Raw genomic sequence first — 23,070 nt, 5'->3', positions numbered from 1 at the left:
GTTGTGGCTGCATACTGATCCTCCTCGCACCCGGTGGCGAACCGTTTTACCTGCTCATTTGTCGTTCTCACGACACCTCCGGCACCGGGCGAGAACCCCCTCCTGCTGCCGCCGCGGCCACCCCGCGGCGGTAGTCGTCCCTGCCCGTGAAAGACCCGAGGTTCCGTGCCAGTACCTGTTCTCCTGACCGGGCGCTCCGTGCGCCTGGAGCCGCTGGCGATGCGGCACGCCGAAGCCCTCGCCCGGGCCGGCGGGGCGGACCGATCGGCCTACGCCTTCACCCCCGTACCCGACGGCCTCGAATCGGCCCTCGACTACATCGCCCGCGCCCTCACCGATCAGGCGGCAGGCCGGTGCCTGCCCTTCGCCCTGGTCAGTACGGCCGACGAACGAGTCATCGGCTCGACCCGCTTCCTCGAACTCGACTACTGGCGGGGCCCGCTGATCTGGCCTCCCGTCCCCGGCATGCCCCACGGCGATCCGCTGACCGCCGTCCCGGACGCCGCCGAGATCGGGAACACCTGGATCGCCGGCGACGCCCGGGGTACCGGCATCAACACCGAGGCCAAGTACCTCATGCTCCGGCACGCCTTCGAGGCCTGGGGCGTCCGCCGCATCACCATGCGCGCCGACGCCCGCAACACCCGCTCCAGAATCGCCATCGAGCGCCTCGGAGCGACCTGCGAGGGCATCCGGCGCGCCCACTCCCGCGGCCTCGACGGCGCCGTCCGGGACACGGCCTTCTACTCGATCCTCGACGAGGAATGGCCCACCGTCCGGGACATCATCGAGCTGCGTCTCTCCACCCCCCGGCAGGTGCGCATCCCGCAGGACCTGCTGCCGGCCTGAGACCCGGACGGGACGTGGTCACCCGTTGACCACGTCCCGTGACCGGCGCTCGCGCCGCCGTCCCACCGGTGGTTCCATGGAGGTGACGGGAAGGACTCGGTGTGAGGACGCGGAGTAGCGGCCGTCACCGGACCGCGCACCGTGCAATCAGGATCCGCGAGAAGCGGATGAGTCCTTCCCGCCCCTCCACCCCGCTCCGGAGGGTGCGACGCGTCCCGGTACGGTGGCCGGGACACAGAGTCGTGCCACCCGAAGGGACCGAGTGACCGTGCCGACCGGAACCCCCGACGTGCTCCTCCGGACGGAGGGCCGCGCCGGGTTCATCACCCTGAACCGGCCCCGCGCCATCAACGCGCTCACCCATGCCATGGTCCTCGCGGCCGACGAAGCCTTGACCGCCTGGGAGCAGGATCCGGCCGTCACCACCGTCGTCATCGAAGGCGCGGGCGAACGAGGCCTCTGCGCCGGCGGCGACATCCGCGCCATCCACGACGACGCGCGCGCGGGCGGCTCCGCCTCCGCGGCGTTCTGGCGGGACGAGTACCGGCTCAACGCCCGCATCTCCCGCTACCCGAAGCCCTACGTCGCCCTCATGGACGGCATCGTGATGGGCGGCGGCGTCGGCGTCTCCGCGCACGGCTCCGTCCGCGTCGTCACCGAACACTCCCGGGTCGCCATGCCCGAGACCGGCATCGGCTTCGTCCCCGACGTCGGCGGAACGTATCTCCTCGGCCGCGCCCCCGGCGAGCTCGGCACCCACCTGGCCCTCACCGGAGCCCCCGTCGGTGCCGCCGACGCGATCCTCACGGGCCTCGCCGACGCCTTCGTACCCTCCGCCGAACTCCTCGCCCTGGTCCGTGATCTGACGGAGCTGCCGGCCGGGGAGGCCCTCGCCCGCCACGCCGTCGCGCCGCCCGAGGGCGTCCTCGCCGAGCAGCGCGAGTGGATCGACGCCTGCTACACCGCCCCGACCGTCGAGGAGATCGTCGAGCGGCTCTTCGACACCGGAGTGCCCGCCGCCAAGGAGACCGCCGAAACCCTCCTCACGCGGTCCCCGGCCGCCCTCAAGGCGACCCTGGCCACCCTCCGCCGCTCCCGCGCCCTCCCCGGCCTGGAGGAGGTCCTCGACCTGGAGTACCGCGTCTCCTGCGCGGCCCTCACCACCCCCGACCTGGTCGAGGGCATCCGCGCCCAGGTCGTCGACAAGGACCGCGACCCCCACTGGACCCCGGCGACCCTGGCCGAGGTCACGGAGGCCGACGTCGCCCGCTACTTCGCCGTGCCGGACGGCGGCGACCTCGGCCTCGCGGCACGGGGTGGCGTGTGACCACCAGCACCACCTTCCAGTTCCAGCCCGTCCTGGACCGCATCGCCGAGGAGATCGCGGACCTCACCGACCGGGGCACCCCGGCCGACTACATCCCGGCCCTCGCGGCGGGCGACCCGCGCGACTTCGGCATGGCCGTGGCGGAACTCGACGGCACGGTCTACGGAGTGGGGGACTGGCGGCGCCCGTTCTCCACGCAGTCCGTCACGAAGGTCTTCACCCTCGCCCTCGCCCTCGCCGGGGAGGGCGACGCGCTGTGGGCGCACGTCGGCCGGGAACCGTCCGGCGACCCGTTCAACTCCCTCGTCCAGCTGGAGTACGAGCACGGCATCCCGCGCAACCCCTTCATCAACGCGGGCGCCCTCGTGGTCACCGACCGGCTGCACCGCCTGACCGGCGACGCCTCCGGGAGCCTGCTCGAATTCCTGCGGGCCGAGAGCGGCAACCCGGACCTCGCCTTCGACGCCGACGTCGCCGCCTCCGAAGCGTCCCACGGCGACCGCAACGCGGCCCTCGCCCACTTCATGGCCTCCTACGGCAACATCACGGGCCCCGTCCCCGACCTGCTGCGCGAGTACTTCCGCCAGTGCTCCCTGGAGGCCTCCTGCGCCGACCTGGCCCTCGCCACCGGCTTCCTGGCCCGGCACGGCCTCCGCGCCGACGGCAGCCGCCTGCTGACCCGCAGTCAGGCCAAGCAGGTCAACGCCGTCATGCTCACCTGCGGCACCTACGACGCGGCCGGGGACTTCGCCTACCGCGTGGGGCTCCCCGGCAAGAGCGGCGTCGGCGGGGCGGTCGTCGCCGTCGTCCCGGGCCGCTGCACCCTGTGCGTGTGGAGCCCCGGCCTGGACAGCCGGGGCAACTCGGTGGCCGGTGTGACGGCACTCGACCGGTTCACCACGATCACGGGCCTCTCGGTCTTCTGACGGGCGGCACGGGCGCGCCCCGTGGTCAGCCGGCCGTCCCCCCGCCGCCGAGGGCCGCCGGTTCGCCCAGGGCGCCCGCCGCCGTCCGCCAGGCCTCGGTCACGGCGCCGTGCGCCAGCTCCGTCGCGGCCGCCACGTCCTCGGGCAGGTACAGCGGCGCACCGATGTGGACGTGCAGGCCCGGCCGGCGGACGGGCGCGGTGAGCACTCCGGCGAGCTGCTTCGCCCGCCCGCCCGAGGTGATCCGCCGGGCCCCCGCCTGACCGATCGGCACGACCGGCGCACCCGTCGCCCGCGCGAGCCGCGCGAGTCCGGTACGGAACATCTCCGGCGGGTTCTCGGCGGCGTCCCGGCGCGGCGGGATGCGCCCCTCCGCGTACAGCATCACGTGCCGCCCCGAGGCGAGCGCGACCGCCGCGTGGTCCAGGGCCGCCGCGGCGCGCGCCGAGTTGCGGTGGACCGGCACATGGCCCTCGCGGGTCAGCGCCCGGCCGAGCAGCGGGATCCGCCAGAGCCCCGAGGTGGCGAGGAGGACCGGCTCGACGGCGAGTCGCCTGCGGAGCGCGGCCAGCACGAGCGCCGGGTCGGCGAGCGAGGTGTGGTTCACGACGAGGATGCTGCCCGGCTCGACCCGGGCACCGGGGTCCGAGGTGACGGTCAGCCGTCCGAAGAACGGGACGACGTGGGCGGCGAGACGGCTGAGCACGGGAGGCCCCCTGGAGCCGAGGAGGAACGGTGACGGAACCATCGTCCGGGGACGCCGGGGAGCGGACATGAGCATCCGTACTCAACTGCCGTGCGTACCGGGTACCGCCTCGTCATGAGCCCCGTCTACGCTGGGGCCTGACAGGGTGGCGACCAGGGGTGGGGGAGGGGACGGTGGGGAGTCCGGTGCGTCGGCTCGCGACCCTCGTGCCCGCGATCCTGTGCGTCCTCTGGTCCTTCCTGCTGGTCCCGCCCTCCGCGGCGCCGGCGCAGGCCGCCCCGACGTCGACGGCCGCACCGCAGGGACTCGCGGCATCCGCGCAGGCGCAGGCCGCCCCGCAGGGCCTCCTGGCAACTGCCGCCCTCGTGCAGGGCGTCCCGGCGTCCGGCGTCCCGCGCGCCGACGTGGCCGAGCCGCGTCTCGCGCCCGCCGCCGTCGTGGGGCTTCCGGCCGCCGTCGAGAACCCCGTGCGGTTCCCCGCGGCACCCGCCGCCCCGCCCGCCGCGCCCGTCGACCTCTCCGTACCGGCGCGTGGCCTCCTCGAAGGCGACCCGCGCCGTGAGCGCGCGCCGCCCGGCGGCCCCCACGCCCCGCGCGAGTCGCGCGGACCACCCTCCACCCGGCACAGCTGACGTCCCCGCGTCGCCGCCCGGCCCCTCGGCATGTCCACGGCCCGGCCCCCGACGCGTATCCGACCGCACGCCCCGCACGGACAGCGGGCGCCCCTCACCGAGGCGGCGCCCGCCCGGCCGTGCGCACGCCCGTGGAGAACCCATGTCCTCTCGTGCCTCGCTCCGGCGCGCGCTCCTCGCGCTCGCCGTCGTCGCGCTCTCCCTCTGGATCACCCTGACCACCCCGCCCCGCCTCGGACTCGACCTCCGCGGCGGCACCCGCATCGTCCTGCAGACCGAGGACGGACCCACCACCCGCGCCGACGCCACCGCCACCGACCGCGCCCTGGAGGTGCTCCGCAAACGCGTGGACGGCCTCGGCGTCGCGGAACCCTCCCTCGCCCGCTCCGGCGAGCGCCGCATCGTCGTCGAACTGCCCGGCCTCCGCGACCCGCGCCAGGCCGCCGAGACCATCGGCCGTACGGCGCAGCTCACCTTCCACGCCGTCACAAGCACCGTGCGGGGACCGGCGGGACCGGCGGCCGCCGACGGGACGCGCGTCCTGGCCGACCCGGACGCCCCCGGCAGTTTCCTCGCCCTCGCGGCACCCGCCCTCACCGGCGACGGCGTGAAGAGCGCCGAGGCCGTCCTCGACCCGGCGACCGGCCGCGGCTGGACCGTCGACCTCGTCTTCCGCGACCGGGCCGCCGACGGCTGGGCCAAGCTGACCGGCGACGCCGCCTGCGCCGCCCCGACGGACCCGGCGCGCCGCGTCGCGATCGTCCTGGACGACCGGATCGTCTCCGCACCCGGCATGCAGGCCGGCGTCCCCTGCGGGGCGGGCATCGGCGGCGGCTCCGCGCAGATCACCGGCGGGTTCTCCGCCCAGGAGGCGCGCGACCTCGCGGCGCTCGTGCAGGGCGGCGCGCTGCCCGTGCCGGTGACGACGGTCGAGCAGTCCACGGTGGGCCCGACGCTCGGCGCCGAGGCGATCCGCGCCAGCGCCCTGGCCGCCGCCATCGGCCTGGCCTGCACGGGACTCTTCGTGATGGTGGTCTACCGGCTCCTCGGCGTCCTCGCCACGGTCGCGCTCCTGTTGTACGGACTGATCTCATACGCCGCGGTCGTCGCCGTGGGAGCCACCCTCACCCTGCCCGGTCTCGCCGGCTTCGTCCTGGCCATCGGCATCGCCGTCGACGCGAACGTCCTGGTCTTCGAACGGGCCCGGGAGGAGTACGCCCTGCTCGGCCGGTCCGCCGGGCGGGACCTGCGGCGGCCGGTCGCGACGGCGTTCGGCAAGGTGTGGAGCGCGGTCGCGGACTCCCACATCACCACCCTGCTCGCCGCCGGACTGCTGTTCGTCTTCGCCACGGGACCCGTCAAGGGCTTCGGCGTGACGCTCGCGATCGGCGTCCTCACCTCGCTGATCACCGCGATGGTGGTCACCCGGCTCCTCGCCGACCTGACGCTGGGCCTGCCCGCCGTCCGCAGGCGCCCGGCCGTGACCGGCATGGCCGCGCTCGGCAGGCTGCGGACCCGGCTGACCCGCCGCGTGCCGCGCCTGATGGCGCACCGCCGCCGCTGGCTGACCGGCTGCGCCGGGCTGCTGCTCGTGGCCCTCGCCGGAATCGGCGTGCGCGGAGTGGAGTTCGGCGTCGAGTTCACCGGCGGCCGGGTCGTCCAGTACACCGCCGAACGCCCGGTGGACGCCGACACGGCCCGTGCGGCCGTCGCGGCCGCCGGCTTCCCCGACGCCCTCGTGCAGACGACCGGCGACACCGACGTCTCGGTGCGGGTCCGGGAGGCCGGGGACGGCGAGCAGCGGGAGATCAGGGAGGCGCTCACCCGGGTCGCCGGCCCGGTGGAGGTCGAGCGCGACGACCTGATCGGCCCGAGCCTCGGCGGCGAGCTCCGCACCCACGCCCTCCTCGCGCTCGGCCTGGCGGTGGCGGCCCAACTCCTGTACCTGACGGTGCGGTTCCGCTGGACGTACGCCACGGCGGCCGTGGCGGCGATGGCACAGGACGTCCTGCTGGTGGTCGGCCTGTTCGCGTGGCTGGGCAAGCCCGTGGACAGCGTGTTCCTCGCCGCGCTGCTCACCGTCGTCGGCTACTCGGTCAACGACTCCGTCGTCGTCCTCGACCGGCTGCGGGAGCTGCGCCGCAGGGGCGGGGGCGTGCCGCTCGCGGACCTCGCCGACCGGGCCGTCGCCCAGACCCTGCCCCGTACGGTCAACACCGGCATGGGGGCGCTCTTCGTCCTGGTGGCGCTCGCGGCCCTGGGCGGGGACTCGCTCACGGACTTCTCCGTCGCACTCCTGGCGGGCGTCGTCCTCGGCATGGCGTCCACGGTGTTCACGGCGATGCCGCTGGCCGTCGGCCTGGAGACCCGCAACCCGGCGCCCGCCGCGACCGCGCCGCGCCGGCGCGCGGGCGCCATGGTCTGACGGAGCCGGCCCGTCGCCCTCCTCGTACAGGGGGGCGGCGGGCCGGCGTCCCGGTCAGGGGTGGTCGAACCAGGAGAGGGCCGCGATCCGCCAGCCGTCCGGCGTCCGGACGAACTGGATCGTCTTGGTGCCCTCGCCCTCGTAGGGCTTCCCGTCGAAGACCCCGGACTTGCGGTAGGTGCCGAACCGCGCGGCGATGTCGCCCTCGATCCGCGTCTCCTCGGAGGTCTCCCACTCGGAGAACTCGACGAGCCGCCCGTCTGAGAGCAGCCGCTCGCGCGGCACGACGAACTCCTCCACGGAGTACGCGGTGAACGTGGGCGCCGTGCAGACGATGACCCCCTGGGGCAGGACGAGCCGCCGGATCCGGTCCACATCGGGTGCCTTGCCGCCCCGGTTGTCGAACGCGCCGTAGAACTCGGCGGTCACCTGGTCAATCTCGGACTTGGACATGACACGACCCTACGCCGCGGCTCACCGCCCCTCGGCGGAGATCCGTCCTCCGCGCAGGGTGAGCACGCGGTGGCACAGGTGCCGCACGGTCGCCGTGTCATGGGAGATGAACAACATGCCGATCCCCAGGTCGTCCTGAAGGTCCATCAGCAGATTGAGGACGCCCGCACGCACCGTGGGGTCCAGGGCCGAGGTCGGCTCGTCGAGCACAAGCAGTTCCGGCCGGCCGGCCAGGGCCCGGGCGATGCCCACCCGCTGGCACTGGCCGCCGGACAGCTCGTGCGGCAGCCGCTCCCCGAGCGCCGGGTCGAGGCCCACGAGCCCGAGGAGCTCGGCGACCCGCGCGGGCCCCTCCGCGGCCGACCACAGGCCGTGCAGGCGCAGGGCCTCGGCGAGCTGCCCGCGGATCGGGCGCCGGGGGGAGAGCGAACCGTACGGATCCTGGAACACCGGCTGGAACCGGCGCCGCGGCGGCCGGAGTTCCCGCTCCCGCAGCGCCGTCAGCTCGACCCCGTCGAAGCGGACCGAACCGGCGTCCGGCCGCAGCAGTCCGAGCACGGCCGCGACCGTCGTCGACTTCCCGCACCCCGAGGGGCCCACCAGCCCGACGGTCTCCCCGGCCGCCACCGTGAACGACACCCCGTCCAGGACCGTCCGTGCCCCGCGCCGGACCACGAGGTCCCGCACGTCGAGCAGGGCGCTCACGCCGCCACCTCCCCCGGGTGATGGCAGGCCACCAGCCGGTCCCCGTACGCCCTCGGTCCGGGATCCTCGGACCGGCACAGGGCGTCCGCACGCGGACACCGAGGGGCGAAGGCGCACCCCACGGCGGAGGGCCGCGGAACACCCTCGAACGAGGGGAGCCGCGAGCGGTGCGGCAACCCGGCCGTCGGCAGGGAGGCGAGCAGGGCCCGGGTGTACGGAGCGGCCGGACGCCCCAACACGACTCCGGCCGCACCGAGTTCGACGATCCGTCCCAGGTGCATCACCGCGATCCGGCCGGCGTGCCGGCGTACGGACTCCAGGTCGTGGCTCACGAGCAGCAGCGCCGCCCCGGCCGCCGCGCAGCGCTCCCGCAGCAGCCCGAGGACCTGATCCCGCCGCTCGGCGTCGAGCGCGGTCGTCGGCTCGTCGGCCACCACCAGGTCCGGCCCGTTGACCAGCGCCATCGCGATCACCGCACGCTGCCGCATCCCGCCCGACAGGGCATGCGGATACGCGGACGCCGCATCGCCCTCCAGCCCGACCTCCGCGAGGGCCCGCCGCGCGACCGCCAGGGCCGCACCGCGCCGCCTCCCCGCCGAAGTCCGGGCCGCGAAGCCCAGTTGGGCGTCGACCAGGTGGACGGGGGAGAGGGAGGCCATCGCGTCCTGCGGGATCCACGCGACCCGCCGCCCCAGATCGGCCGGAGCGACCGGGGCGCCGCGCAGCAGCACCCGGCCGGAGACGGTGGCCCCGTGCGGCGCGAGGCCGAGGAGGGCCCGGCCCGTCAGGGACTTGCCCGCGCCGGACTCGCCGACCAGCGCCAGGACCTCACCCGGGTGGACGTCGAAGGAGACCCCGCGCACGGCCTCGACGCCCGCGAAGGACACGCGCAGTCCCTCGACGGCGAGCAGGGGTTCAGAGGGAGGGAGCGGCAACGGACGAGACCTTTCGGGCAGTACGGGTACGGGGGCGGGCGGGCCGGAGCCCCGGGGAGCCCTGCGACAGGGAGACGGCGAGCGCGGCGAGCAGGGCGAGGGCCACGGCCGGGGCGAGCGCCGCCACCGGCGCCCGCTCCACGTAGTCGGCCGACTCGTCCAGGAGCAGCCCCCACTCGGGCGACGGCGGCTGTGCGCCGAGCCCCAGGAAGCCGAGCGAGGCGACTGCCAGGGCCACCCCGGGCAGCCGCAGCACCGCGTTCCGGGCGACCGGACCGGCCACCGACGGCAGGACGTGCCGGGTCCACACCCACCACGGCCCCGCGCCGAGCGCCCGCTGCGCGACGAGGAAGCCGGAGGCCCGTACCTCCTGGACGAGCGCCGCCGTGTGGGAGGCGAGCGGCGGCCAGGCGCCGAGCGTCACGGCGAGCGCGGCCGCTTCCGCGCCGGGCCCGGTCGCGGCGGCCACCAGGAGCCCGAGGACGACCGGCGGCAGCGCGTTGGCGACGTCCGCGAGCGCCGCCGCGGGCCCCGGAAGGAGTCCGAGGACGAGTGCGACCACCAGCGCGGCGAGGGTCACGGCGGCGGCGGTGCCGACCGTGGCCGCCGCGCCGTGCCCGAGGCGGGCCAGCACGTCGCGGCCCAACGCGTCCGCGCCCAGGGGTCGTTCGGCCGAGGGCCCGGCGAGTCGCGCGCCGAGGTCGACGGCGTACGGATCGCGCAGCAGCCCCCAGCCGATCACCCCGGCGAGCACGGCGGCGAGCGCCACCGGTACGGCGACGGGGATCCGCCGGGGCCGGGGCGGCGGCGGAGCGAGGCCCGCCTCCCGCAGCGCGGGCCCGAGCAGCACGCGCCGCACCAGTGAGGCGAGCCCGCCCGCGAGCAGGCCGAGTGCGAGGAGCACGAGGACGCAGCCCTGGAGCAGTGGCAGGTCCTGCGACCGGGCCGCGCCGAGCGCCGTGCGCCCGATGCCCGGCACGGCGAAGACGGTCTCCACGGCGACGGCCCCGCCGGTCAGACCGACGACGACCATGCCGAACTGGCCGGCGAGCGCGGGCAGCGTCCGCCGGAGCGCGGCCGCCCGGATCCGGACCGTGCCGGTGCCCGCCCCGCGCCACAGCTCGACCCAGCGCTCCGCCAGGACGGCGGGGAGCGCGTCGGCGACGAGCCGGCCGAGGAGCGCGCCCGCCGGGAGGCCGAGGGCGAGCGCGGGCAGCACCACGTGGGCCGGGTCCGCCCAGCCCGAGGTGGGCAGCGACCCGAGCCACACCCCGACGACGATCAGCAGCGCCAGGGCCAGCAGGAACTCCGGCACCGAGGTCAGCACCGCCGCCACCGCGCCGCCCGTGGCCCGCCCCCGCAGCAGCACCGGGGCGGCGAACAGCGCGCCGACGATCAGCGCGACGAGCAGCGCCGCCCCCATCAGGGTCAGCGACACGCCGAGCCCCGCCGTCACCGACGGCAGCACCTCGGCGCCCGACACCCAGGAGGTCCCGAGGTCGCCGCGCGGCAGCCCGCCGGCCCAGTCGCCGAGCAGCGCCCAGGGACCGGAGCCGAGGCCGAGGTCGGCGCGGATCGCGGCCAGTGCCTCGGCGGTCGGCTCCTGCTCGGCGGACCGGGCGCGCAGCACCCGGAGCGCGGGGTCCTCGCCGGAGAGCAGCGGCAGCAGCCCGACCAGGGCCAGGACGCCGAGGACCGCTCCTGCCCTGATGACGAGGGCCTTCACCGTACGTACGTGTCGAGGGTGACGAGTTCGCGTTCGCGCGGGTCGTGCGCGGCGCCCACGACATCGGCGGCGTCGCCCTGGACGACCCGCTCGTGCAGCATCGGCACGGCCGCGTCGGTGGCGAGCACGGCGGCCTCCGCCGCGACGATCGCCCGGCGGCGGACCTCGCCGACGGGGGCCGCCGACGCGGTGGCGAGCGCCCGGTCGACGCCCGGGTCGGCGAGCTGGGAGAGGTGGAAGGAGCCGTCGCTCGCGAAGTCGCTGTACAGGTAGGCGGCGGGGTCGCCGGAGTCCAGGACGGTGGCCCGCGACAGGACGAACGCGTCGAACTTCCCGGCCAGTGCGTCCGCCTCGACGGCGGCGTACTCCCGCACGTCGAGCCGCACCCTGAACCCGGCCTTCTCCAGCTGCTGTTGGAGCAGCTGCGCGACCTCGGGCAGCTCGGCCCGGTCGGTGAACGTGCCGATCGTGATCGCGGCGCCCTTCGGGTCGGCCGCGGGCGCGCGCCGTACGGGTGCGCGCAGGGGCGCCGCCCACGGCAGGGCGGGGCCGAGGAGCCCGGTGGCGAGATCCGCCCGGCCCTCGTACACCCCGGTGACGAGACCGCGCGCGTCGACGGCGGCCCGGGCGGCGGCCCGCAGACCCGGGTCCTTGAACGGGCCGCGCCGGGTGTTCAGGTAGAGGGTGTTGGTGCGGGGCATCGGCACTTCGGTGAGCAGCTCCTGGTCGAGCAGCCGGGCCTGCGCGACCGGGACCGCCTCGACGATGTCGGCCTCACCGGTGCGCAGGGCGGCGGCCCGGGCGGTGCCGTCGGGGACGTACCGGACGTCGATGCCGGTGGCCTTGGCGCGGCCGCCCCAGTACCCCTCGTACCGGTCGAGGGTCGCCGACGAGGTCCCGTCGGCCCGGACGAGGACGAAGGGTCCCGTCCCGGCGCCGACGGGGTTCACCGTCCGTCCCGCGTACGCCTTGGCGGCGAGGATCGCGAGCTGGGGCGAGCTGAGCCGCTGCGGTACGAGGGGGTCGGCGGCGCCCGTCGTGACGGTGACCGTACGGGGGCCGGCCGCGCGGACGGTGAGGTCGACCCCGTCGAGGATGCGGGGCTTCGGCGAGGCCCTTACGGCGGCGGTGAGGGAGCGGACGACGGCCTCGGCGGTCAGGGGCGTCCCGTCGTGGAAGGTCACCCCCTCGCGCAGGGTGAACGTCCAGGTGTGCCCGGCCTGCCGCCACCCCGTGGCCAGGGACGGGGTCGCGTTCCCGTCGCGGTCGAGCCGGACCAGGGTCTCGGCGGTGGACCAGCGCGACAGCTTGAAGGCGTCGTCGGACAGCGGGGAGAGCCCGGACCGGGGCGGCTGCATCATCGCGACCCGTATCCGCCCGCTCGCGTCGTCACCTCCCGCCCCGCTCCCGGCGAAGCAGCCGCCGAGCAGGGCGGTCGCGGAGATCACGGCGACGACGGACAGCGGCCCGCGCCGGGAGCGGCGGGGAGGGTGCGGGGGCAGGTGCGACACAGGGGTCCTCAGGGGAGCGACGTGCGGGGACGCCCCGACCCTAGCATCATGACAATCGTTTTCATTTAGAGGGTCCCTCGGGTCCCTCGGGTCCCTCGGGTGCTTCGGCAGAGCTCCGCCTCGATCAGGTCGGCGGCGCGGAGCGTGCCGCCCTCGCGCGCCATCGACGCCTGGATCTCCCGTGCGCGGCGCGCCACCTCGGGGTCGTCGACGAGCGTGAGCACTGCCTCCCGCAGTCGCTCGGGGGTGACCTCCTCCATCGGCAGATGCCGCGCCACGCCCAAGGCCTTGAGCGTGTCGGCGTTCCCGAACTGGTCGACGGCCTGCGGCACGGCGACCATCGGGGTGGCGGTCGCGAGCCCCTCCTGGCTGCCGCCCGCGCCCGCGTGGGTGACGAAGGCGTCGGCCTGTCGAAGGATCGCCAACTGGGGGACCCAGCAGTGCACTTCGACGTTCTCCGGCAGTTCGCCGAGTTCCTCGGGGTCGACGAACTTGCCGATCTGCAGGACGACGTGCCAGCCCGGCAGGCCGGCGAAGGCCTCCACGCAGTCGCGGTAGAAGCCGGGCTGCTTGGTGAACGAGGAGCCGAGCGAGACCAGGACCACCTTCTCCGCCTCCGCCGGCCGCCGCCACTCGCCCTGTTCGGCGCGGGAGCCCTGGCAGGCGCCGACGAAGGTGTAGACGGACTCGTCGACCCGGTCGGCCTGTGGCTGGAGGGCCCGGGGGATGAGGACGATCGCGCGGCGCGGGCGGGCGACGAAACGGTCCGGGTCGGTGTCGATCCCGTGCGCGCCGAGCCACTCCTCGAAGCGCGCGTGGTAGGCCTTGCCGCGCGGCGAGGCCTTGAGCTGGGCGAACATCGGCTCGGCGACCTCCTCCTCGTACCCCTCCCACGGCACCAGGTTCGGCCAGAGCGAGACGGCGGGCACGCCCCAGCCGTGGGCGAGGACGGGGGCCGGATAGGAGGTGATGTCGTGGAGCACCAGGTCCGGCCGGTCCCCGTTGAAGGCCTCGGCGAGCTGCGGAAGCGCCTGCGTCGCGTCGGCGAGGAACGGTTCCAGGTTGTCGATCAGCTCGGTGCCCCAGGCGTCCGGGTCGTCGTCGGTCGGCAGGGTGGAGGTGTAGACGACCGGCGTCGCCCCCGTCTCCGCGACCTTCTCGGCGAAGGACGCGGGGACGGCGTAGCTGACGCGGTGGCCACGGGCGACGAGCTCGCGGATGACTTCCAGGCTCGGGTTCACGTGACCGTGGGCGGCGATGGAGAACATGGCGATGTGTGCGGGGGTGGTCATGACGACCACCCTAGGCGAGACGATACGTATCGTCTACGTATTTTCACGGGTGCAGGCTCGGCGGCGTCCAGTCGGCGTGCCGCAGGATGGCGCGCAGGGTCACACCGTCCGGCGCCGCCCGCATGGCCGTGTTGCGTACGGCGACGGCGACGGGATGTGCGAGCTGCTGGCCCATCCGGCCGGCCCGGCGGGCGGCGCGGGCGACGGACTGGCTGCGCGGGCGGCGCTCGGTGTCGTACCGGGAGAGCGCCGTCTCGATGTCGGGTGCGGCGGCGAGCGCGGCGGCCAGTGACACCGCGTCCTCGAGGGCCTGGCAGGCGCCCTGGCCGAGGTTCGGGGTCATGGCGTGGGCGGCGTCGCCGAGCAGGGCGACCCGTCCGGCGACGAACGTCGGCAGGGGGGTGGCCAGTTCGTGGATGTCGTGGTGCAGCACGGCCTCGGGGCGGGTGGCCGCGAGCAGGTCCGGGATCGGCCGGTGCCAGTCCCGGAAGCGCCGCCGCAGCACCTCCAGTGGATCCGGATGGCGCACTCCCGGCGGGGAGTTGAGCACGGCGTGCCACTCGGCCCGCCCGTCGGCGAGGGCGATGTGCCCGAACTCGGCGCCCCGGCCCCAGGTCAGCTCGAAGTCGGACACCAGGGTCACGGGGGAGTCGGTGAGGGCGCGCAGGACCGTCGATCCGCTGTACGCCGGAGCCGGGTGGCCGGGGAGGAGCAGCCTGCGCAGGCCGCTGTTCACGCCGTCCGCGGCGACCACCAGATCCGCTTCCCGTACCCCGTCCCCGGTGACCACCCCCACCCGGTCCGGCCCCGTCGGATCCAGCGAGGTCACCTCGGCCCCGACGGTCAGGCACCCGTCGGGCAGCGCCGCGCGGAGCAGTCGGTGCAGGTCGGCGCGCGGGATCCCGACGATCGGGGTGCCGAGCGCCCGCTCCAGGGCGGCTCCGTCCATCCGGGCCAGCCAGCCGCCGCCCGGGACGCGGGTGCCGCCGGTGTACTGGGGCCGGGCGGCCTCCCGTACGCCCGCGCCGACACCCAGCGCGTCCAGGGCGCGGATGCCGTTGGCGTGGAGGGAGATCCCCGCGCCGGCGTCACCGAGGGCGGCGGCGCGTTCGAGGACGATCACCTCCCAGTCGATCCTCCGCAGTCCTGTCGCCGCCGCGAGGCCACCGATCCCGCCGCCGACCACCACCGCGTTCCCGCCGTCCATGCCGGGCACCTCCCTCTCACGGTTCTTCTACAGCTGTAGAAGAACCGTACTCCTCGCCTCTACAGGTGTAGAAAGGGGGGATGCCCGCCGACGCCACCGCCCGACGCACCCTCCTCGCCGACACCGCCATCGACGTGCTCGCCGAGCACGGCATGCGCGGGCTCACCCACCGCGCGGTCGACCGGGCCGCCGGCCTGCCGCCGGGCACCACGTCCGCGTACCACCGCACCCGTCAGTCGCTCCTGACCGCGCTGGTCCGCCGGCTCGTCGAGCGCGACCAGGCGGAGATCCAGGAGGCCGGGCAGCGGGCCGGTGCGCCGCGCGACGCCGAGGAACTCGTCGCCGGACTCACCGCGTTCGCCGGGCTCCGGCTCACCGGGGAAGGCCGCCGCCGTTCCCTCGCGCGCTACGCGTGCGCCCTGGAGGGCGTCCACCACCCCGAGTTGCGGGAGATCCTCGTGCCGCGGGACAACGCGGCCCGGCGGTCCGTCGAGGACTTCCTCGCCGCCCGGGGGCTCGCGGACGCCCCCGCGCGCACGGTCACCCTGCTCACCTGCGTGGACGGCCTGGTCTTCGACCGCCTGGTCAACGGCGGAACCGTCCCCGCCGAGGAGATCCGCCGCCTGGTGGCGGCCGCGCTGAGGTGAGGCCGCACTGAGGTCAAGGCCGCGCCGAGGTGAGGCTGCGATGAGGTAGGGCCGCGCGCGAGGGTGGCCAACGCTGAGGTAGGACCGCGCGCGAGGGTGACCACCGCTCAGGCAGGACCGCACGCGAGGGTCGCCAACGCTGAGGCAGGGCCGCGCGAGGGTGACCAACCGGAGGTGGCGGCGGGGTGAAAGCTTGCCCGGGCGGCTCGGGCACCCTCGCGTGCTTGTGATGTGCATGCCAGGATGCGGGTCGGTCCATGCCCACCGACCCAGGGGACGCAGTGAAGACACCCGCGTACGCCACCAGGGGCGCCCTCGCGCTGATCATCGCCCTGCCGGGCAGCGCGCTCGCCGCACCGCCCACCGCCCTGCCCGCCAACGCCGACGGCCTGGAGCAGACCTTCCAGCCGGCCTACGACTACGACACGGACGGCTGCTACCCCACCCCCGCGATCGGCCCCGACGGGACGCTCAACGGCGGCCTCAACCCCTCCGGCGCCCTCAACGGCCAGTGCCGCGACGCCTGGGACCTCACCAACACCAACGGGTACGCGCGCGCGAAGTGCAACAACGGCTGGTGCGCCGTCATCTACGGGCTCTATTTCGAGAAGGACCAGGCCGTGGCCGGCAGCAGCCTCGGCGGACACCGCCACGACTGGGAACACGTCGTCGTCTGGGTGCAGAACGACCAGGCGCAGTACGTCTCCACCTCCGCCCACGGCGACTTCGACATCTACGCGCGCGACCGGATCCGCTGGGACGGCACCCACCCGAAGATCGTCTACCACAAGGACGGCATCGGCACCCACTGCTTCCGCCCGGCGAACACCAACGACGAACCGCCCGAGAACCATCAGCACACCTGGCAGTTCCCGGCCCTGGTCGGCTGGAACGGCTACCCCGCGGGCATCCGCGAGAAGCTCACCCAGGCCGACTTCGGCAGCGCGGTCTTCGGCCTCAAGGACGGGAACCTCGCCTCCCACCTCGCCAAGGCGAAGCCGGCCGGAATCCCCTTCGATCCCTACGCCTGATCACGAAGGGATGAACATGCCCCGATGCCGCCCCGCCGCCGACGGCGGGGCGGCACGCCGACCCGGACGACCGGACGCTCGTCACCCTGCTCCACCTGCGGGCCGGAGAGCGGGCGAACGGCCTGCGTCTCCCCGCGGTGACCGAGATGAGCGACGACCGCAACCGGCTCATCGCCCCGCCGGCCCCCTCGGCTACCGCGCCACGACCGCCCCGGACCACGGCCTGCGCCTCAACCCGCCCAAGGCACACGTCCGGTACTGGCACCCGGAGGACGAGATCGTGGTCATCGCCCGGGGCCGCCCCTGACCCGCCTGCGGCGACCCGGGCACAGCACCTGGTCACGCGCGCGCGTGCTGGGGCAGGGTGGCCCGGACAGCACCCGGCCACCGGAAGGGACGACGCCCCTCATGCCCCAGCAGTACGGCGACTACCAGAACGAGATCTACCTGAACGGGCTCTTCGGCGTCACCCCCACCCTGCCGATGACCTTCGCCGACCTGGAGGCGAAGGCACGCGCCGCGCTGCCGCCGTCGCTCTGGTCGTACGTGGCCGGCGGCGCGGGCGACGAGCACACCCAGGAGGCCAACGTCACCGCTTTCCGGCAGTGGGGGCTCGTCCCGCGCATGATGGTCGGCGCCGCCGAACGCGACCTCTCCGTCGACCTCTTCGGCCTCACCCTGCCGTCCCCGCTGTTCATGGCGCCTGTCGGAGTGGTCGGGCTCTGCGCCCAGGACGGACACGGCGACCTCGCCACGGCCCGGGCCGCCGCCCGTACCGGCATCCCCATGATCGCCTCCACCCTCACCGTCGACCCCATGGAAGACGTCGCCGCCGCGTACGGGGACACCCCCGGCTTCTTCCAGCTCTACACCCCCACCGACCGCGCCCTCGCCGAGAGCCTCGTCCACCGCGCCGAGGCGGCCGGCTTCCGGGGCATCGTCGTCACCCTCGACACCTGGATCACCGGCTGGCGCCCCCGGGACCTCGCCACCGGCAACTTCCCGCAGCTGCGCGGACACTGCCTGGCCAACTACACCTCCGACCCGGTCTTCCGCGCGCGCCTCGCCAAGGCCCCCGAGGAGGACCCGCGCGCCGCCGTCGCGGAATGGGCGGGGATCTTCGGCAAGCCGCTCCGGTGGGAACACCTCGCCTGGCTGCGCTCCCTCACCGACCTGCCGATCCTCCTCAAGGGCATCTGCCACCCGGAGGACGTCCGCCGCGCCCGGGACGGCGGCGTCGACGGCATCTACTGCTCCAACCACGGCGGACGCCAGGCCAACGGCGGCCTGCCCGCCCTCGACGCCCTACCCGGCGTGGTCGCCGCGGCCGAGGGCCTGCCCGTGCTGTTCGACTCCGGCGTCCGCACCGGCGCCGACATCGTGAAGGCCCTGGCCCTCGGGGCCACGGCGGTCGGCATCGGCCGCCCGTACGCGTACGGCCTCGCCCTCGGCGGAGAGGACGGCATCGTCCACGTCCTGCGCTCCCTGCTCGCCGAGACCGATCTGATCATGGCCGTCGACGGCTATCCGACCCTCGACGACCTCCGCGCGGACGGTGCCCTGCGCCCCGTCACGCCGTACGGCGCGCCCGGCCCGCGAGGGAGGTGACGCGGCGGCGCCGCTCCTCACGCGCGCGCGTGTGCCGGTCCAGCTCCTCCATGAGGCGGCGGCCGCGGTGATCCGGTTCGAGTTCGTCGAGGACGCGGTCGATCTCGGCGAGCACCGCGCCGTACAGCTGCCAGCTCTCCGGATCGTGCGCCGCCTCCTCCCTCAGCAGCCGCGCGGCGTGGCCACGGGCGGCGCGGGCCGCCCCGAGCTCCTCGCCGAGGCGGCCCTCCGCCGTCTCCGCCCCCGCGCTCGAAGGCGAGGACACGAGGACGGCGAAGCTCACGAGGGTGTCCCCGAGGTGCTGCAGGGTCTCCCGCAGCGCGGCACCCGTCTCCCGGCGTACGAGGGCGGCCCCGCGCCGTTCCTTCGCGAGGTCGGTCAGGGAGCGGGTGAGGACGCGGAGCACGACCGCGCAGATCTCCAGGGTGTCCAGGCCCGTGCGCAGCACGATCCGGTGCAGCAGCCCCTCCTTGACCCGCGGGTTGAGCCGGAGGCTGTCCTCGGCCTGCCGCAGGGCCGCGTCGACGTCGGCGACGTCGTTGTCGAGGCGCCGCGCCTCGTGCAGCCGTGCCGCCGCGCGCTCCACCGGAGCGGGGGAGGAGGCCGCCTCCGGAACCGGGGCCGGTTCGGTCCCCGCGTCCGGGTCGGCGAGCTCGTCGCCGACGTCCAGGAGCAGGTGGCGCATCCGCCGGGCCAGGTCCACGATCGAGTCCCCGGCGGTGTCCACCCAGACCGGCGGGACGAGCACCACGTTGAAGAGCAGGCCCACCACGGCACCGATCAGCGTCTCGAGGACGCGGTCCCAGGCGGTGTCGGCGACCTGGGTGACACCGAGGACCAGCATCGCGCTGATGGCCACCTCGGGCACGAACTCCTCCACCCGCACGAACCGGCCCACCACGAGGGACGCCAGGATGACCAGGGCGAGGCTCCACCAGCTGAGTCCGACGAGCGCGCTGAAGGCGATGGCGATCAGCACGCCCACGACGACGGAGTTCACCCGCCGCAGGCTCGTCGTGAGCGTCGAGTACAGCGTCACCTGGACGACGAGCAGCGCGGTGAGCGGAGCGGTCAGCGGCGCCGGTTCCGTACTGAGCTGGAGGGCCACGACGTACGAGATCGTCGCCGCGGCCGTGGACCGCACCGTCTGCACCACCACCGGGTCCCGCCGCCACCGCTGCCACCACCTCCAGCGGCGCCACGGGCGCGGAAGGACGTGTCGGACGGAGCCGTGCGGCATGGATCCTCCTCCGGCGGTCGGGGACCTGCGGGTGCGCGTGCCCGCCCCACGCCATCGAACCGCGATGCTCCGTGCTGCCGCGGCCGCAGGCGTGCCGACGCGCCGAAGACCCCGGCGCCACGGGGTTCAGGTCATCCGGATGCCGGGGTCGATCGGTCCTCCGGGGTCAGCCCGACAGGGCGGACGTGAGCCGGTCCACCGCCTGCTGGGCGACGGTCGTGTCCTCGCGGTCGGCCGCGTCGCGCAGGGCCCGCAGCGAGGCGGCGATCCGGTCCGCGCGGGCGGGATCCGTGCCGTGCTTGACGCGGTCCCAGGTGAGTTCGAGGCTGGACACGTCACCGGCGATCGCACCCGCGTCCCGGGCGGCGCCGTCCAGCGCCGACTGGCGCGCCCACAGCCCCATCCGGGCGGCCTCGACCGTCGCGAGCGGCTCGTGGCGCAGATGCAGGTCGAGATCGTTCTGGGCGACCCGGAGCACCGCGCCGCGGACGAGGTCGGCATCGCGTGCCTTGACGGCCGTGGTCAGCGAGTCGAGATCCCGGTCCATCTGCCGGACGAGCAGCTCGGGCACCCGGTCGGCGGCCCGGTACGCGTCCCAGGCGGCGCGCACCTTCGCCACGTTCGCCTCGGTCGCCCCGGTGTGCGCCGCGCGGACGGCCGCCGAGAGGGCCGCGAGCTCGGCCGGTACGGGCCCCCGGGTGACGTCGGTCGGGACGGCCAGCTCGACCGCCTCCAGGTCGGGGCCCGGATCGTCGATGACGAACTCGCCGTACCCGGGGGCCACGACCTTCTCCTCGTGCGTGCCGTCCATGTGGATCTCGGTCGTCCGCATCGCGCCCTCGACGGGTCCGTACGGCCCGGAGACCGTCTCCCCGACCGCCTTGACGGTGACCTCCTCGAAGACCACCCCCGGGCTGTTCTCCGGCCGGTACACATCACCGGGCTTCGGATGCGCGGGCATGATCATCGCGGCCGGCCCCGACGTCCCGGACCGCCACGTGCCGCCGGTGTCCGCGACCACGCCGTCCTCGTAGTTGAAGACGTCCTCGCCGAGGTACCAGACCGATCCGTCGTCCGCCTGCGCGAACCAGTCGTGCGCGAACTCCTTGATCCGCCCGTCCGAGAAGGACAGGTACTGGAGCGTGCGTGCCCGGACCTGCTCGCCGTTCACGGTGATGGTCTTGATGTCGGGCAGCAGCGTGAGCTCGGTCCGGAAGGGCTTCCCGTCGACCTGACCGCCGTAGATCACCTGCTGGAGCTGCGAACTGGCGTGGAGCGGGTTGGTGATCTCGGTCGACCGGCTGAACACCGGCGTGACCCGGTCGACCCGGTCCTGCTCCGGGGCCAGCGGCAGGCACCCACCGGCCTTCTTGCCGGTCTCGGTGTCCACGGCCCGGATGCAGTCGCCGTTCGACGAGGGCACCCCGCTCGCGGCCCGGCCGCCGACGGCACCGGCGGTGCACGCGGTGCAGAGGCCGGTCGCGAGGGCCGCGACCAGGACCGCGCTCGTCGCGGCCGCCGGATGTCTGTTCCTCATGGCTGCCTCCTCGGCCCCGACTCCGACGCTGCCACGCGGGTCCTGAAGGGAGCCTGAACGGACCTGAACCGGCCTTCAGGACCCCGGCCCGGGGTCCGCCGGAAGCACCACCTCGAAGCGGGCGCCGCCGAGGCGCCCATCGGTCACCTTCGCCGTGCCGCCGTGCGCCGCGACCAGTTCGGCGACGATGGCGAGCCCGAGACCGCCGCCGACGGCCTCGCCGAGATCCCCGCGGTCGGCCGCCGAACGGGACCGCGCCTCGTCGAGACGTACGAACCGTTCGAAGACCCGCTCGCGGTCCGCAGGCGGCACCCCGGGACCGTCGTCCTCCACGCCGAGCACCACCCGGCCGTCCGGCAGCTCGGCCAGGTCGAAGGCGACCTCCGAGCGCGCGTGCCGGGCCGCGTTCTCGCCCAGGTTGCGCACCACCCTGCCCAGGCCCCGGGGGTCCGCGTGCCGCCGCGCCGCCGACACCCCGGCCGTCCCGATCCGCAGCCCCGGCGCCGCCCCCCGCAGCCGGCGCGCCTCGTCCAGGACCAGATCGTCGAGGTCCACCGGCCGCAGCCGGGGGCGCAGCGCGTCCTCGTCGGCGCGGGCGAGCAGCAGCAGGTCCTCGACGAGCCGCTGGATCCGCAGGTCCTCGGCGAGCACGGTCCTGGCCAGCCGTTCGCTCGCCGCCCGGTCCGTCAGCCGCTCGGGGTGCGCGAGCGCGACCTCGACGTGCTGGCGGATGGACGCCACCGGGGACCGCAGCTCGTGCGAGGCGTCGGAGATGAACCGGCGCTGGGCGCCCTGCGCCCGTTCGAGCCGGTCCAGCATGCGGTTCATCGTGGCGGCGAGGCGTCCGATCTCGTCGCGGCCCGGCGGCAGCGGCACCCTGCGGTGCAGCTCCGCCGCCGAGATCGCCTCCACCTCCCTCCGGATGGCCGCCACCGGCGCCAGCGCCCGCCCGACCGCCATCCAGGTCGTGCCGGCCACCACCAGCATCAGCAGCGGCAGCCCCACGAGCAGCAACCGTGTGAGGATCCGGGCCGACTCGGCGACCGCGATCACCGTCCGCCCCACCAGTACGGTCCGGTCCCCGTCCGGCCCTTCGGCGGTCACCGCCACCACCAGGAACCGCTCCTCGTCCAGCGGCGTGGCGACGGTGGACTCGGAGCCCTGTCGCGGGTCGGCCAGGGCCGGCAGGTTCTTGATGTTCTGGCTGCCCGCGACCACGTCTCCCCTGGCATCCAGGACCTGGACGAACTCCTCGTCCGGCTCGCTCACTGCCAGCGACGGCACCCCGCGCCCCGCCTCGATGACGGCCGACACCTGCTCGGCCCGGGCCCGCGCCGCCTGCCGTACGTCGTCGGTGAGTTCGGCGCGCAGGAGCGCGACCAGGGCCACCGCCCCGGCGACCACGCCCACCGCGACGACGAGGACGGCCGCGACGGTCGACCGGAACCGTACGCCCATGGCCGCCTACCCTCCGTCGGGGGCCAGGCGGTAGCCGCAGCCCCGTACGGTCTCGATGGACGTCCGGCCGAAGGGCCGGTCCAGCTTGTTCCTGAGGTGCCGGACGTAGACCTCGACGATGTTCGGGTCGCCCTCGAAGGCGTCGTCCCAGACGTGCGCGAGGATCTCGCGCTTCGACACGGTCTCGCCGCGCCGGCGCAGCAGGAACTCGAGCAGCGCCAGCTCGCGGGCGGTCAGCTCGACCCGTACCCCGCCCCGTGTCACCTCCTTGGCCGCCGGGTCGAGCCGCAGGTCGCCGGCGGTGAGGGCGGCGGGCCGCTCGCGCGGTTCGCGGCGCAGCAGCGCCCGCAGCCGGGCCAGCAGCACGGCGTACGAGAAGGGCTTCGTCAGGTAGTCGTCGGCGCCGGCGTCGAGCCCCTCCACCTCGTCCCACTCGCCCTCCTTGGCGGTGAGCATGAGGATCGGGGTCCAGTTCCCCTCGGCGCGCAGGGTGGCACAGACGCGGTAGCCGTTCAGGCCGGGGAGCATGATGTCGAGGACGATCGCGTCGTAGGCGTGCTCGCGCGCCCGCCACAGGCCGTCCGTGCCGTCCGCGGCGACGTCGACGGCGAAGCCCTCCGCCTCCAGACCGTTGCGGAGACCCTCGGCGAAGCGCTCCTCGTCGTCCACGATCAGAACCCGCATGTCCCGATTGTGACCCGCGTCACCTGAACCCGGGCTGAAGGGCGCGCGGTGCCGGCCCCCCCCCGGGGGGGCGGCCCCCCCGGCGGGGGGGGTGAAACGGGCGGGCCCGGGCCCCCGGCCCCGCCCGGGGGCCCCCGGCGGGGGGGGGGCCGGCACCAGCGGGGGGGGACG

General features: G+C 75.0%; 20 protein-coding genes. 8 read left to right on the top strand and 12 right to left on the bottom strand.

Annotated features, from left to right (window positions below; translation table 11 throughout):
* Positions 1-165: 165 nt before the first annotated feature.
* From ACWGN5_RS04165 to ACWGN5_RS04155, 3 genes are all read left to right on the top strand, one after another.
* Positions 166-849, top strand: a complete 684-nt coding sequence (locus tag ACWGN5_RS04165; RefSeq protein WP_453511107.1) for a GNAT family N-acetyltransferase — start codon at positions 166-168, stop codon at positions 847-849.
* A 262-nt stretch (positions 850-1,111) separates the two neighbouring features.
* Positions 1,112-2,176, top strand: coding sequence for an enoyl-CoA hydratase/isomerase family protein (locus ACWGN5_RS04160; protein WP_453511105.1), 1,065 nt, complete (start codon positions 1,112-1,114; stop codon positions 2,174-2,176).
* Positions 2,173-3,102, top strand: coding sequence for a glutaminase (locus tag ACWGN5_RS04155; protein WP_453511103.1), 930 nt, complete (start codon positions 2,173-2,175; stop codon positions 3,100-3,102). Before ACWGN5_RS04160 ends, ACWGN5_RS04155 begins: the two co-directional genes overlap by 4 nt.
* 25 nt (positions 3,103-3,127) lie before the next feature.
* Here ACWGN5_RS04155 and ACWGN5_RS04150 read toward each other — a convergent pair whose 3' ends face one another.
* Positions 3,128-3,808 carry a lysophospholipid acyltransferase family protein gene (locus ACWGN5_RS04150; RefSeq protein ID WP_453511102.1) on the bottom strand — a complete coding sequence of 227 codons (681 nt, stop codon included), beginning with the start codon at positions 3,806-3,808 and terminating at the stop codon, positions 3,128-3,130.
* A 173-nt stretch (positions 3,809-3,981) separates the two neighbouring features.
* Here ACWGN5_RS04150 and ACWGN5_RS04145 point away from each other — a divergent pair, with 173 nt between their 5' ends.
* Together ACWGN5_RS04145 and secD are read left to right on the top strand one after the other, a co-directional pair.
* Positions 3,982-4,440 (top strand): hypothetical protein, encoded by a 459-nt coding sequence (locus ACWGN5_RS04145; protein WP_453511100.1) that lies wholly within the window; start codon positions 3,982-3,984, stop codon positions 4,438-4,440.
* Positions 4,441-4,582: 142 nt separating this feature from the next.
* Positions 4,583-6,865, top strand: coding sequence for a protein translocase subunit SecD (gene secD / locus ACWGN5_RS04140; RefSeq protein WP_453511098.1), 2,283 nt, complete (start codon positions 4,583-4,585; stop codon positions 6,863-6,865).
* Positions 6,866-6,919: 54 nt separating this feature from the next.
* On the opposite strand, the gene ACWGN5_RS04135 is transcribed toward secD, so the two are convergent.
* The 7 genes from ACWGN5_RS04135 to ACWGN5_RS04105 all read right to left on the bottom strand — a co-directional run bounded on the left by ACWGN5_RS04135 (position 6,920) and on the right by ACWGN5_RS04105 (position 14,694).
* Complete coding sequence (locus ACWGN5_RS04135) at positions 6,920-7,318, bottom strand: DUF4440 domain-containing protein (protein WP_453511096.1); 399 nt, start codon at positions 7,316-7,318, stop codon at positions 6,920-6,922.
* 21 nt (positions 7,319-7,339) lie between these two features.
* Entirely contained in the window at positions 7,340-8,023 is a 684-nt protein-coding gene (locus tag ACWGN5_RS04130) for an ABC transporter ATP-binding protein (RefSeq protein WP_453511095.1), read from the bottom strand.
* A complete protein-coding gene (locus tag ACWGN5_RS04125) occupies positions 8,020-8,958 on the bottom strand; it encodes an ABC transporter ATP-binding protein (protein ID WP_453511094.1) in 939 nt (312 codons plus the stop codon). The genes ACWGN5_RS04130 and ACWGN5_RS04125 overlap by 4 nt, the downstream gene beginning before the upstream one ends.
* Positions 8,939-10,684, bottom strand: coding sequence for an ABC transporter permease subunit (locus tag ACWGN5_RS04120; RefSeq protein WP_453511093.1), 1,746 nt, complete (start codon positions 10,682-10,684; stop codon positions 8,939-8,941). The genes ACWGN5_RS04125 and ACWGN5_RS04120 overlap by 20 nt, the downstream gene beginning before the upstream one ends.
* Positions 10,681-12,186: an ABC transporter substrate-binding protein gene (locus ACWGN5_RS04115; protein WP_453511160.1), complete on the bottom strand. Its 1,506-nt coding sequence runs from the start codon at positions 12,184-12,186 to the stop codon at positions 10,681-10,683. The genes ACWGN5_RS04120 and ACWGN5_RS04115 overlap by 4 nt, the downstream gene beginning before the upstream one ends.
* A 74-nt stretch (positions 12,187-12,260) precedes the next feature.
* A complete protein-coding gene (mgt, locus tag ACWGN5_RS04110; RefSeq protein WP_453511091.1) occupies positions 12,261-13,487 on the bottom strand; it encodes a macrolide-inactivating glycosyltransferase in 1,227 nt (408 codons plus the stop codon).
* Between the two features lie 43 nt (positions 13,488-13,530).
* Entirely contained in the window at positions 13,531-14,694 is a 1,164-nt protein-coding gene (locus tag ACWGN5_RS04105) for an FAD-dependent monooxygenase (protein ID WP_453511089.1), read from the bottom strand.
* A gap of 80 nt (positions 14,695-14,774) precedes the next feature.
* Here ACWGN5_RS04105 and ACWGN5_RS04100 point away from each other — a divergent pair, with 80 nt between their 5' ends.
* The 3 genes from ACWGN5_RS04100 (at position 14,775) to ACWGN5_RS04090 (ending at position 17,980) form a co-directional block, all read left to right on the top strand.
* A complete protein-coding gene (locus tag ACWGN5_RS04100; protein WP_453511088.1) occupies positions 14,775-15,341 on the top strand; it encodes a TetR/AcrR family transcriptional regulator in 567 nt (188 codons plus the stop codon).
* 257 nt (positions 15,342-15,598) lie between these two features.
* Positions 15,599-16,372 (top strand): NPP1 family protein, encoded by a 774-nt coding sequence (locus ACWGN5_RS04095; RefSeq protein ID WP_453511087.1) that lies wholly within the window; start codon positions 15,599-15,601, stop codon positions 16,370-16,372.
* 408 nt (positions 16,373-16,780) lie between these two features.
* The gene (locus ACWGN5_RS04090; protein ID WP_453511086.1) at positions 16,781-17,980 is read left to right on the top strand and encodes a lactate 2-monooxygenase; all 1,200 of its coding nucleotides are present in this window, start codon (positions 16,781-16,783) and stop codon (positions 17,978-17,980) included.
* Here the strand turns inward: ACWGN5_RS04090 and ACWGN5_RS04085 are convergent.
* The 4 genes from ACWGN5_RS04085 to ACWGN5_RS04070 form a co-directional block, all read right to left on the bottom strand.
* Positions 17,943-19,220, bottom strand: a complete 1,278-nt coding sequence (locus ACWGN5_RS04085; RefSeq protein ID WP_453511085.1) for an FUSC family protein — start codon at positions 19,218-19,220, stop codon at positions 17,943-17,945. The two genes, ACWGN5_RS04090 and ACWGN5_RS04085, sit on opposite strands and share 38 nt — an antisense overlap.
* Positions 19,221-19,386: 166 nt before the next feature.
* On the bottom strand, positions 19,387-20,757 hold the full coding sequence (locus ACWGN5_RS04080) for a hypothetical protein (protein ID WP_453511084.1): 1,371 nt from the start codon (positions 20,755-20,757) through the stop codon (positions 19,387-19,389).
* A gap of 75 nt (positions 20,758-20,832) precedes the next feature.
* Complete coding sequence (locus ACWGN5_RS04075) at positions 20,833-22,215, bottom strand: sensor histidine kinase (protein ID WP_453511082.1); 1,383 nt, start codon at positions 22,213-22,215, stop codon at positions 20,833-20,835.
* A 6-nt stretch (positions 22,216-22,221) separates the two neighbouring features.
* Positions 22,222-22,899 (bottom strand): response regulator transcription factor, encoded by a 678-nt coding sequence (locus tag ACWGN5_RS04070; RefSeq protein ID WP_453511081.1) that lies wholly within the window; start codon positions 22,897-22,899, stop codon positions 22,222-22,224.
* Positions 22,900-23,070: the final 171 nt, after the last annotated feature.

The organism is Streptomyces sp. NPDC055815, from assembly GCF_053616475.1.
The sequence above is the reverse complement of the archived record's forward strand: the minus strand, read 5'-3'. Positions and strand labels throughout refer to the sequence as shown.

Bases quoted from the DNA above. Each gene is read 5' to 3' on its own strand.
- ACWGN5_RS04100 (WP_453511088.1), top strand. From the start codon at position 14,775: ATGCCCGCCGACGCCACCGCCCGACGCACCCTCCTCGCCGACACCGCC.
- ACWGN5_RS04080 (WP_453511084.1), bottom strand. From the start codon at position 20,757: ATGAGGAACAGACATCCGGCGGCCGCGACGAGCGCGGTCCTGGTCGCG.
- ACWGN5_RS04095 (WP_453511087.1), top strand. From the start codon at position 15,599: ATGCCCACCGACCCAGGGGACGCAGTGAAGACACCCGCGTACGCCACC.
- ACWGN5_RS04070 (WP_453511081.1), bottom strand. From the start codon at position 22,899: ATGCGGGTTCTGATCGTGGACGACGAGGAGCGCTTCGCCGAGGGTCTC.
- secD (WP_453511098.1), top strand. From the start codon at position 4,583: ATGTCCTCTCGTGCCTCGCTCCGGCGCGCGCTCCTCGCGCTCGCCGTC.
- ACWGN5_RS04105 (WP_453511089.1), bottom strand. From the start codon at position 14,694: ATGGACGGCGGGAACGCGGTGGTGGTCGGCGGCGGGATCGGTGGCCTC.
- mgt (WP_453511091.1), bottom strand. From the start codon at position 13,487: ATGACCACCCCCGCACACATCGCCATGTTCTCCATCGCCGCCCACGGT.
- ACWGN5_RS04075 (WP_453511082.1), bottom strand. From the start codon at position 22,215: ATGGGCGTACGGTTCCGGTCGACCGTCGCGGCCGTCCTCGTCGTCGCG.
- ACWGN5_RS04135 (WP_453511096.1), bottom strand. From the start codon at position 7,318: ATGTCCAAGTCCGAGATTGACCAGGTGACCGCCGAGTTCTACGGCGCG.
- ACWGN5_RS04090 (WP_453511086.1), top strand. From the start codon at position 16,781: ATGCCCCAGCAGTACGGCGACTACCAGAACGAGATCTACCTGAACGGG.
- ACWGN5_RS04085 (WP_453511085.1), bottom strand. From the start codon at position 19,220: ATGCCGCACGGCTCCGTCCGACACGTCCTTCCGCGCCCGTGGCGCCGC.